Genomic DNA, 11,016 nt, shown 5'->3' on the forward strand with positions numbered 1-11,016 from the left:
CGTGCTGCTGAGTGCAGCCGTCACCCTCACCGGCTGTGCCGGCCCCGCCCAGACCTTCGAGATCGACAACCCGGGCGCCACGCCGCTGACCCTGCGCATCGACGGCAACGAACTGCCGATCGCCGCGCACGCCTCGCGCCCGGTCAAGCTCAAGCCCGGTGAGCATCACCTGCAGACCGATCAGCTCGGCGACGTGCGCTTCATCGTCTACGCCAGCGGCAAGGGCGGGTTGATCAACCCGACCCTGGCCGAGTACGTGATCGCCAACGAGATCTACGTCACCAGCGAAGACAAGCTGCAGAACTTCGGCAGCCTGGACAAGCAGATCGAGCTGGGCGGAGTGACCTTCCAAGGGCCGTACCAGAGCACCCACGACCTGTTCATCGACAAGGCGTGGAGCTTCGGCGTCCGCGAGCCGTTCCCGGAGGTGCAGACCGTGGCCCACGTGGACGACAGCGGCGGCCGTATCAACGCCAAGATCTTCACCGCCCCGGATTTCATCGCCTACGTCGAAGCAGGCATGGGCCAGCCCGGTGCTTACGCACGCCAGCAGCCCCAGGGCTACGTCGCGCCCGCCTACGCGCTGGAAGCCGCCCCGACCGCATTGCCCGCGCTGGACCCGGCCTTCGAGGCCCATGCCGGCCCGCTGCGCGAGCTGTACACCCGCTACCTGCATGCCACCACCGCAGATGCGCAGCTGCAGCTCCAGCAGGAGGCCTTCCAGGCGCAGATGGCGTTCACCGCCGCCACCGCGCGGCTGGGCTCGGGTCTGCCCAAGGAGGCCAACGAGGGCTACAACACCTTCGTGAAGACCCGCAGCACGCTGATGGGCAGCGCGGCGCTGGTCGTCCCCTGAGCTGACTGGCGCGCCTGGCCCCGCTGCGCTACCGTCGGTTTCCAGACGACGGCGTACGGGGCTTTTCGGCGCATTCGGCTACACTTTCCCTCTTTTCTTCACGACGGTTTCCGATGAATCCGAACTACCTCGACTTCGAGCAACCCATCGCTGATCTGGAGGCGAAGATCCAGGAACTGCGCAGCGCCAGCGCCGGACCTGCGGTCAATGTCGAGGCCGAGGTCAATGCCCTGCAGGACAAGCTGCGGGTGCGCACTGCACAGATCTTCCGCAACCTGACCTCCTGGCAGGTGCTGCAGCTGGCCCGGCATCCGTCCCGCCCGTATACCGAGGACTACATCCGCATCATCTGCGATGAGTTCCAGGAACTGGCCGGCGACCGCGCGTTCGCCGACGACAAGGCGATCATCGGCGGCCTGGCCCGCATCGGTGGCCGCTCGGTGATGCTGATCGGCCATCAGAAGGGCCGCGACACCAAGGAAAAGATCAAGCGCAACTTCGGCATGCCCAAGCCGGAGGGCTACCGCAAGGCGCTGCGCCTGATGAAGATGGCCGAACGCTTCGGCCTGCCGGTGTTGACCCTGATCGACACCGCCGGCGCCTGGCCGGGCATCGATGCCGAATCGCGCGGCCAGTCCGAAGCGATCGCACGCAACCTGATGGAAATGGCCGAACTGAAGGTGCCGGTGGTCTGCACGGTGATCGGTGAAGGCGGTTCGGGTGGCGCACTGGCACTGGGTGTGGGCGACCGCACCGTGATGCTGGAGTACAGCGTGTACTCGACCATCAGCCCGGAAGGCTGCGCCTCGATCCTGTGGAAGGACCCGGCCAAGGCCAAGGACGCCGCCGAACAGCTCGGCCTGACCGCCCCGCGCCTGAAGAGCCTGGGCCTGGTGGACAAGGTCCTGCGCGAGCCCACCGGTGGCGCCCACCGCAACCCGAACCAGATGGCCAAGCGCCTCAAGGCCGTGCTGCTCAACGAGCTGGACGTGCTGGAGAAACTGCCGGTCGATGAGCTGCTGCAGAAGCGCTACGAGCGCCTGCGCAGCTACGGGACCTACGAAGTGGCCTGATCAGGCTGCGGCGCAGACGAAAAAGCCGGACGCGCAGGCGTCCGGCTTTTTTTCTGGACGGTGGGTGGTGCCGGCGGCCAGAATCGTCGTGGATCGTTCAGAACGGCTTGGCGATCACCAGCCACACCACGCCGATGAACAGCACCAGCGGCAATTCGTTGAACCAGCGCAGCGCACGCGAGGACGGCAGCAGCTTGCCTTTCACCGCGCCTTTCAGCAGCCGCCCGGTCCACGAGTAATAGACCAGCAGCAGCACCACCAGGCCGAGCTTGGCATGCAGCCAGCCCGCCGCACCGGGCGCGACCATGGTGGGGAAATCCGGAATCACGCGGTAGCCCAGCCACAGCACCACGCCCAGGATCAGCGCGAGGCCGAACATCATGTGGCCGAACTTGTACAGGCGCAGGCCCATCAGCTGCAGCCGCTCGGTCACCGGCAGCTGGCCGGCCGTCTCGCTGAGGTTGACCAGGATCCGGGGCAGATAGAAAACCGCCGCCATCCACGCCACCACGAACAACAGGTGGAAGGTCTTGACCCAGTAGTAGGACTGCATGTGCTTGCTCCGGCGGCTGGCATGGGTTGGCCGCCATTCTCGCATGCCCGGCACGGCCACCCGATGGGTGGCGGGCGCGACCCATCGCCACACCTCCCCTACGCATCCACGCGCGCCACACCGTACGATAAGCGCCGCTTTCACCCACGTGCACATCCCCATGGACAAAACCTACGACGCCGCCTACTTCCAGCGCTGGTACCAGCCTGACCAGACCGGTGGCGCCGCGCGCCTGGCGCGCAAGGTGGCGCTCGCCGTGGCCAGCGCCGAGTACTACCTGGAACGCCCGATCCGCAGCGTGCTCGATATCGGCTGTGGCGAAGGCGCCTGGCGTGCCCCGCTGCTCAAACTGCGCCCCCGCGTGCAGTACCTGGGCTTTGACAGCAGTGATTACGCCGTGCACCGCTACGGCCGCAGCCGCAACCTGCACCCGGCCAAGGTCGGCGATTTCGCCTGGCTGCGCCCGTGCGCACCGGTCGATCTGCTGATCTGCTCGGACGTGATGCATTACGTGCCCAGCCGCGAGCTGCGCCCGGCACTGGAAGGCTTTGCCGAACTGACCGCCGGCGTGGCGTTCCTGGAAGCGTTCACCGGCGAGGATGACTTCGATGGCGACCACGAAGGCTTCCAGCCGCGCCCGGCGCGCTGGTACCGCAGCCAGCTCAAGCGGGTTGGCTTCACCGCCCTGGGCTCGCACTGCTGGCTGTCACCCGCACTGGCCGGGCACGCGGCTGCGCTGGAACGCGGCACGCCTTGAGTCTCGATAACAATTGAGACAGGACCCGCATTAACGCGCCCGCGCGACGGGTGCGCTATGCTGCGCGGCAACATAAGACCATACATATTGGACGTCATGCTATATCAGCTGCATGAGTTGACCCGCAACCTGCTCGCCCCGTGGGTGCACCAGGCCCAGGCCAACGCGAAGTTCTTCGCCAATCAAGGTCATTGGTGGTCGCAGATGCCCGGCGCGGATCGCCTGGCCGCTGTGAACGAGCTGTTCCACCGCATTGGCAAGGATTACGAGAAGCCCGAATGGGGCATCAACGAAATCGACGTCGAGGGCGAGCGCGTGCCGATCGTCGTCCACGAAGAGATCAGCAAGCCGTTCTGCAAACTGCTGCGCTTCAAGCGCCACAGCAATGAAGCCGACCAGCTGCACACCATGCTCAACCAGCCGTTCGTGCTGGTGGTGGCGCCGTTGTCCGGCCACCACGCCACGCTGCTGCGCGATACCGTGCGCACCCTGCTGCGCGATCACCGCGTGTACGTGACCGACTGGGTCGATGCGCGCATGGTGCCGGGCAGCGAAGGCGAGTTCGGGCTGGAGGATTACATCGCCTATGTGCAGGAATTCATCCGCCACCTCGGTGCGGAAAAGCTGCATGTGATCAGCGTCTGCCAGCCGACCGTGCCGGTATTGGCCGCCGTCTCGCTGATGGCCAGCCGTGGCGAAACCACGCCGCGGTCGCTGGTGATGATGGGCGGCCCGATCGATGCGCGCTGCAGCCCGACCGCGGTCAACAACCTGGCCACGCAGAACCCGATGTCGTGGTTCGAGAACAACGTCATCCACACCGTGCCGGCCACCTTCCCGGGCGCGGGCCGCCGCGTGTACCCGGGCTTCCTGCAGCACGCCGGGTTCCTGTCGATGAACCCGAGCCGCCACTTCAGTTCGCACTGGGATTTCTATGCCGACCTGGTCAAGGGCGACATGGAAGATGCCGACGCGCACCGTCGTTTCTACGACGAGTACAACGCGGTGCTCGACATGCCGGCCAAGTACTACCTGGACACGATCCGCGTGGTCTTCCAGGAATTCCTGCTGCCGCGCGGCGAGTGGTACGTGCAGGGTGAACGCGTGGATCCCAGCGCGATCACCGGCACCGCACTGCTGAGCATCGAAGGCGAGCTGGACGATATCGCCGGCCTCGGCCAGACCGAAGCGGCGCAGGACCTGTGCACCGGCATTCCGGCCGCGCATCGCGAGCATTTCATCGTCGAAGGTGCTGGCCACTACGGCATTTTCAGCGGCCGCCGCTGGCGCGAAACGGTCTACCCCAAGGTGCGCGATTTCTTCGCGGCCCATGCGCAGACCGTGGCCAGCAAGCCGAAAAAGGCCGCGAAGATCGCGAGCAACGTGACGCCGTTGCGCCGTAAAGCGGGCTGACGCCAACGCGATATGCGGTAGTGCCGGCCGCTGGCCGGCTCCACGCAGGGTTGGATTCGAGCAGCGCCGGCCAGCGGCCGGCACTACCGATCAGGGCTTGATCGGTGCCGTCGAGGCCGGGGCTTCCGGCTTGGCCGGTGCGGGCGTAGCCGGTGCAGCCGCAGGCTGTTCGGCCGGCTTGGTCTCTGCCGGCTTGGTCTCTGCAGGCTTCGTTTCTGCCGGCTTGACCGTTGCATCGGCAGGCTTTGCCACCGCTGCCGCTGCCGCCGCCGGCTTGGCCGCCGGCTTCTTCGCGGCCTCTGCCTTCTGCCGGGCCAGCACCGAACCGGGCTGCTTCAACTCGGCCAGCGCGTCATTGATCGGGCCATCGCCCGGCAGCACGTCACCGGCCTTGTAGCCTTCGGTGCCTTCTTCGTCACCGCGCAGGTGGCCGGGCAACGTGGCTTCGCTGTAATCGGTCAGGCTGGCCGGCAGGTCGTCATCGCCGGCGCGCTTCTCCGGCTGCAGCAGCACGTCGGGGATGATGCCCGTGGCCTGGATCGACTTGCCGCTCGGGGTGAAATATCGCGCGGTGGTGAGCTTCACCGAGTCACCGTTGTCCAGCGGCAGTACGGTCTGCACCGAGCCCTTGCCGAAGGTGCGGCTGCCGACCACGCGCGCGCGGCCGTTGTCGCGCAACGCGCCGGCCAGTACTTCGGAGGCACTGGCCGAGCCGGCGTCGGCCAGCACCACGACCGGCGCGCCCTTGAGCAGATCGCCCGGGGTCGCATCGAAACGGGCATCGCTGATCGAGATGCGGCCGCGGGTGCTGACGATGTTGCCTTTCTCGAGCAGATCGTCGGCCACCTGCACGGCGGCGGTGAGCAGGCCACCCGGGTTGCTGCGCAGATCCAGCACCAGGCCCTTGAGCTTGCCACCGGCCTGCTGCTGCAGCTGGGCAACGTGCTTCTGGAAATCGGCACCGGTGTCGGCCTGGAAGGTGCTCAGGCGGATGTAGCCATAACCAGGCTCCAGCATCTTGCTGCGCACGCTGGTGACGCGGATGGTCTCGCGGGTGACGGTGACATCGAACGGCTTGGGCTTGCCTTCGCGCACCAGGGTGAGCACGACCTTGGTCCCGGCCACGCCGCGCAGCGGTTCGGTGGCTTCGATCGCGCTGATCGGCTTGCCGTCGATGGCGATGATCAGATCGCCGGCAAGAATGCCCGCGCGTGCGGCCGGGGTATCGTCGATCGGCGAAATGACTTTCAGGCTGCTGTTGTCGGGCTGCTGCTGCAGCTCCACGCCGATGCCGTCGTAGGCGCCGTTGGCCTGCTCATCGAAGGCTTCGGCGTCTTCCTTGTCGAAGTAGGTGCTGTGCGGATCCAGGTCCAGCAGCAGGCCACGGATGGCGGACTGCATCAGCTTCTTGTCGTCGACCGGATCCACATAGGCGGCGCGCACCGCGTTGTAGACGGCGACGTAGCGGCGGATCTCTTCCAACGGAACCCGTGAGGTCACCGCTTCTTCCGTGGTGGCCGCATCGGCCCCGCGTGCCGGCGCTTCGGCGGTCTGCTGCGCCCAGGACACCGCGGGCAACAGGGCCAGCAGCAAGGTGGCGGAACGGGCTACGCGCATGAAGCACTCCAGGATGAGCGGGGGACGGTTGACCACGCACGGGGGTGCGTCGCCCGATTATGCGCGAAGCGACGATAAATTCCCGTTGAACCCCGTGCCTGGCGGCGCCCCCGTGTTGGGCGCGGTTTATCGCCGCTGCAGCCAGCTGCCCGGGTCCACCGGCTGTCCATTGCGGCGCAGTTCGAAGTACAGCGCGGTCACGCCCTGGCCACCAGAATTGCCGACCTTGGCCACGGCCTCGCCCTTCTTCACCGTGGCGCCGGCATCACGCAGCAGGGTGTCGTTGTGCGCATAGAGGCTCATGTAGCCGTTGCCGTGATCCACGATCAGGATCATGCCGTAACCGGTCATCCAATCGGAAAACACCACCGTGCCATCTGCCACGGCGGTGATGGTGCTGCCGGCGGGCGCGCCGATCAGCACGCCACTGCTGGTGCGGCCATCGGGCAGCTTGCCGCCATAGCGGGCGAGCAGATTGCCCGACAACGGCCAGCCCAGACCGCCCACCTTGGGCGCGGGCGCGGAGGCAACCGCAGGGGGCGTCTTGGTCGCGCGCGGCGGCGGGCGCGTGCCGCTCGCAGCAGCGGCGCGATCAGCCTTCTCGGCGGCCGCCTTCTCCGCGGCGGCACGTCGCGCGGCAGCACGGCGCTCGGCCTCGGCACGGGCGGCGGCCGCACGCAGATTCGCGAGCAGTGTTTCCAATGCCTTGGCATCCTGGCCCAGGGCTTTTTCGCGCTCGCTGCGGTCTTTGTACCGCTCGTCCAGCGAGGCGACCGTGGCCGCCCGCTCGCGACGATCGTCGGCCAGCGTGGCAACCTGCTGTTTCTGCTGCTGGCGGGTGCCTTCCAGTGCCTTGCGTCGTTCGACGATTTCCGTCTCCACGCGCTGCAGTTCGGTGAGATCAGCCGTCAGTGACTGGATACGCTGCGCGCGCTCGCGCTGCAGATACCGGTGATAGGCCAGGCTGCGGTTCGCATCGGCGACACGGTCCTGCGACAGCAGCAGCTTCAACGGTGCGTTGTTGCCGATGCGGTACGCCGCGCGCAGCAGCGAGGCCAGTTCCGCGCGCTGCTGCTGCAGGCCGGCCTGCAGCGCATCGCGCTTGGCCTGCAGTTCGTTCATGGCGCGGGTTTCGCGCTGCAGTGCGGTTTCGGTCTGGGCCAGCACGCGCCCGGTGCGGGCGACCTTCTCATCGGCATCGCGCAACTGGCGCGACGCCTGCCCGCGCTGACCTTCCAGATTCCGCCGCTCCTGGGCCACGCCCTTGAGCTCGCTGCGCAGTTTCTGCAGCTTGCGTTCGGCTTCCTTGGAGGATTGCGCCGCCAGCGGGCTGGCGCCGAGAACGGCCACGGCCAGCAGCAGCGCGCGCAACGCCGGGGTCAGCCACTGCGTGCGACCGCGTCCGTCGGTCGGATTGTTATCCCGGCGTGAGGAAAAGGCGTTGTGGCGCAAGGGCTTTCCAGTGACTTCAGGCAGATGCGGATTGCAACGATGCATGGTGACATTCCTGCAGGCGGCCTGCCAGCCGCGCTCCACCATCGAGGTTCCCATGAAACGCTCCCTGCTTCCGCTGCTGCTGGCCCTGACGCTGCCCTGTGCGCCGGCCTTCGCAAGCGACAACATCAGCAAGGTCAACGGCAGCATCTCCGCCGAGGCCGGCCAAAGCTACGGCAATCTGGAGACGGTCAACGGCGGCATCAAGGTCGCCGAAGGTGCGGTCACCGGTCGCATCGAAACCGTCAACGGCGGCATCCGCGTGGCGGATCGCGCGCGCACCGGCGGCATTTCCACGGTCAATGGCAGCGTGCGGGTCGGGCGCGAAGTGGTTGCCAGTGGCGGCGTGGACACCGTCAACGGCGGCATCTTCCTGGATCGCGGCACCCAGATCGACGGCGGGCTGGAAACGGTCAACGGCAGCATCGGGCTGGTCGAAACGCGCGTGGCGCGCGGCATCGAAACCGTCAACGGCGACATCACCGTGGGCGTGGGTTCGCAGGTCGAAGGCGGGATCGAGGTCAAGAAGCCGAACTTCAACCTGTCGCTGACCCCCGGCCGCAAGCCGCGCGTGATCATCGGACCGAACGCGGCAGTCAACGGGTCGCTGCAGTTCGAGCGCGAGGTCACCCTGTATGTGCACCGCACTGCCCGCATCGGCCCGGTCAGCGGCGCCGTGGCCGTGCCCTTCGATACCGACACCGCACCGCAGGATTGATATGGTGGTGACTGGTGCCATGCGCACCCGCCTTTCCCGTTCCAGGAACCGATGATGCCCCGCAAACTTCTGTTGTGCCTTGCCGCTGCCGCTGCGTTGACCGCGTGCAAGGGCGAATCCGCCGCGCCCACCGCGGCACCCGCCACTGACGCGGCACCGACCGCGCCGGGCCATGCCTTCTCGCCCGAGATCAACGCCGGCGACTTCGCCGAGCTGGTCAAGACCCTGGCCTCGGATGAATTCGAAGGCCGCTCGCCGGGCAGCAAGGGCGAAGAGCTGACCGTCAATTACATCCGCGACCAGATGCAGCGCATCGGCCTGCAGCCCGGCAACGGCGACAGCTGGTTCCAGGACGTGGCGATGACCGAGACCACGGCCGATGAGTCGACCGTGTTGACGCTGGACCAGGCCGGCAAGACCCGCGAGCTGAAGTTCGGCACCGACATGGTGATCGGTACCCGCAGCGGCCAGCCGGACGTGAAGGTCGAGGCCAGCGACCTGGTCTTCGTCGGCTACGGCGTGGATGCGCCGGAGCAGAAGTGGAACGACTATGCCGGCCAGGACTGGAAGGGCAAGACGGTCGTGATGTTCGTCAACGATCCCGGCTTCCACGTCAACGACGAGAAGCTGTTCGACGGCAAGCGCATGACCTATTACGGGCGCTGGACGTACAAGTTCGAAGAGGCCGCACGCAAGGGCGCCGCCGCCGCGCTGATCGTGCATGACACCGCCGGTGCATCGTACGGTTGGGACGTGGTCAAGAACTCGTGGGCCGGCCCGCAGTACGACCTGCCGGCCAAGGATGACCCGGAAGCGCGTCTGCCCGCACAGGGCTGGCTGAGCGCCGAGGCGGCACGCCAGCTGTTCGCCGAGGCCGGCCTGGATCTGGACAAGGCCTACAAGGACGCCAGCAAGCGCGGCTTCAAGCCGGTGCCGCTGAAGGCCAAGGTGTCCTTCGATCTGAAGAGCACCATCGCCGAGAAGAAGTCGCGCAACGTGGTCGGTGTCCTGCCGGGCAGCAAGCGGGCCGATGAAGCCGTGCTCTACATGGCGCACTGGGATCACCTGGGCAAGCACGAGGGTGAGCAGGGCGACACCATCTACAACGGTGCCGTCGACAACGCGACCGGCGTGGCCGGCATCCTGGAAGTCGCCGATGCGATGGTGCACCAGCAGCCGGCACCGGAGCGTTCGGTGGTGTTCCTTGCAGTGACGCTGGAAGAGTCCGGCCTGCTGGGCTCGAAGTACTACGTCAGCCACCCGACCTTCCCGCTGGACAAGATCGCCGGTGTGATCAACATCGATGCGATGTCGGTGGCGGGCCGTGCCAAGGACATGACCGTGACCGGCTTCGGCAGCTCCGAGCTGGAAGACATCCTCAAGCCGTTGGCCGCTAACCAGGGGCGTACCCTGCACGGCGAGACCGCGGTGCAGAGCGGTTTCTACTTCCGTTCGGATCACTTCAACTTCGCCAAGGCGGGGGTGCCAGCGCTGTATGCAGACGGGGGTGAGGATCTGCGTGACGGCGGTGTCGAAGCGGGCCGCAAGGCCGCCGAGGACTACGGCAGCCACCGGTACCACGGCCCGAAGGACGAGTTCGATCCGGCCACCTGGAAGCTGGATGGCACGGTTGAGGATCTGCAGCTGCTGTATGGGGTTGGCAAGGAACTGGCTGGCGGCGATCGTTGGCCGAACTGGTACGAAGGCAATCCGTTCAAGGCGGCACGCGATGCGATGATGAAGGGCAAGGGCGCTGAGACGCCGGCCGCGGAGTCTGCGCGCTAAGCGGTTGGTTGCTGTGACGTGATCTTTGCTTCATGAAAACGGCGCCTTTCGGGGCGCCGTTTTTTTTGGTTCTTTTCCCCTCCGCGTGACGAGCATGAAGCGCGGCAGCTTTCCAAGTGCGGCGGCGGCTAGGTTGGCCGGGCGGTGGGCCGCGATACCCTTGCCGGCGAATGTCCCCCGGCCGCCGCCTGCAGGCGTCGGCCGGGGGACATTTGCCGAGGAGCCTACCGAGCGCTGCGGGGTCCTCACGCTCGCGGAGGATGTAAGCGGAGACGCCACCATTGCCAAAACACAGAACCTACCCAACGACACCCGCCGCACTGGCCGCATACGCATGACCGTGCTCATCTGCTGTGGCACGTGAAATGAGACGCTCTCCTCCGTTGGGAGAAGGACAAAAAAAACCCCGCTGCGTGAGCAGCGGGGTTTTGGGTGTAAACCCTGGCGATGACCTACTCTCGCATGGCTTAGGCCACACTACCATCGGCGCAGCTGCGTTTCACTTCCGAGTTCGGGATGGGATCGGGTGGTGCCACAGCGCTAATTTCACCAAGGAGACGGTTGGAGCAGCGCGTTGCGCCAGCTCAGCAGAGGTCTCTTCCGAGAAACAGATACCTGCAAAAACCAGGTGCCTGCAATAAAAGAAAACCCCGCTGCGTGAGCAGCGGGGTTTTCGGGGTAAAAACCCTGGCGATGACCTACTCTCGCATGGCTTAGGCCACACTACCATCGGCGCAGCTGCGTTTCACT

9 protein-coding genes and 1 rRNA gene are annotated in these 11,016 nt (G+C 66.4%); 6 read left to right on the forward strand and 4 right to left on the reverse strand.

What is annotated here, in order from left to right; genetic code table 11:
• The first annotated feature begins 1 nt into the window (after nucleotide 1).
• Both ABE483_RS17750 and ABE483_RS17755 read left to right on the forward strand, forming a co-directional pair.
• Nucleotides 2-856, forward strand: a complete 855-nt coding sequence (locus ABE483_RS17750; RefSeq protein WP_346482132.1) for a hypothetical protein — start codon at nucleotides 2-4, stop codon at nucleotides 854-856.
• A gap of 113 nt (nucleotides 857-969) precedes the next feature.
• Nucleotides 970-1,929 carry an acetyl-CoA carboxylase carboxyltransferase subunit alpha gene (locus ABE483_RS17755; RefSeq protein ID WP_282263659.1) on the forward strand — a complete coding sequence of 320 codons (960 nt, stop codon included), beginning with the start codon at nucleotides 970-972 and terminating at the stop codon, nucleotides 1,927-1,929.
• 97 nt (nucleotides 1,930-2,026) lie between these two features.
• Here ABE483_RS17755 and ABE483_RS17760 read toward each other — a convergent pair whose 3' ends face one another.
• Entirely contained in the window at nucleotides 2,027-2,482 is a 456-nt protein-coding gene (locus tag ABE483_RS17760) for a CopD family protein (RefSeq protein WP_121041460.1), read from the reverse strand.
• A 160-nt stretch (nucleotides 2,483-2,642) separates the two neighbouring features.
• On the opposite strand from ABE483_RS17760, the gene ABE483_RS17765 reads away from it, so the two are divergent.
• Nucleotides 2,643-3,239, forward strand: a complete 597-nt coding sequence (locus ABE483_RS17765) for a class I SAM-dependent methyltransferase (protein WP_313210834.1) — start codon at nucleotides 2,643-2,645, stop codon at nucleotides 3,237-3,239.
• A 57-nt stretch (nucleotides 3,240-3,296) separates the two neighbouring features.
• Nucleotides 3,297-4,652, forward strand: a complete 1,356-nt coding sequence (gene phaZ, locus ABE483_RS17770) for a polyhydroxyalkanoate depolymerase (protein WP_313210832.1) — start codon at nucleotides 3,297-3,299, stop codon at nucleotides 4,650-4,652.
• Nucleotides 4,653-4,742: 90 nt separating this feature from the next.
• Here the strand turns inward: phaZ and ABE483_RS17775 are convergent, their stop codons facing one another.
• Nucleotides 4,743-6,269, reverse strand: a complete 1,527-nt coding sequence (locus ABE483_RS17775) for a S41 family peptidase (protein ID WP_346464586.1) — start codon at nucleotides 6,267-6,269, stop codon at nucleotides 4,743-4,745.
• Between the two features lie 126 nt (nucleotides 6,270-6,395).
• On the reverse strand, nucleotides 6,396-7,820 hold the full coding sequence (locus tag ABE483_RS17780) for a peptidoglycan DD-metalloendopeptidase family protein (RefSeq protein ID WP_313212751.1): 1,425 nt from the start codon (nucleotides 7,818-7,820) through the stop codon (nucleotides 6,396-6,398).
• Here ABE483_RS17780 and ABE483_RS17785 point away from each other — a divergent pair.
• Nucleotides 7,819-8,481 (forward strand): hypothetical protein, encoded by a 663-nt coding sequence (locus tag ABE483_RS17785; protein ID WP_313212752.1) that lies wholly within the window; start codon nucleotides 7,819-7,821, stop codon nucleotides 8,479-8,481. The two genes, ABE483_RS17780 and ABE483_RS17785, sit on opposite strands and share 2 nt — an antisense overlap.
• 54 nt (nucleotides 8,482-8,535) lie before the next feature.
• A complete protein-coding gene (locus ABE483_RS17790) occupies nucleotides 8,536-10,266 on the forward strand; it encodes a M28 family metallopeptidase (protein ID WP_346464588.1) in 1,731 nt (576 codons plus the stop codon).
• A 439-nt stretch (nucleotides 10,267-10,705) separates the two neighbouring features.
• Here ABE483_RS17790 and rrf read toward each other — a convergent pair.
• A 5S ribosomal RNA gene (gene rrf, locus ABE483_RS17795) occupies nucleotides 10,706-10,820 on the reverse strand.
• Nucleotides 10,821-11,016 lie beyond the last annotated feature (196 nt).

The sequence above is a fragment of the Stenotrophomonas sp. TWI602 genome (assembly GCF_039674045.1).
In the GTDB taxonomy this organism is placed as follows: domain Bacteria; phylum Pseudomonadota; class Gammaproteobacteria; order Xanthomonadales; family Xanthomonadaceae; genus Stenotrophomonas.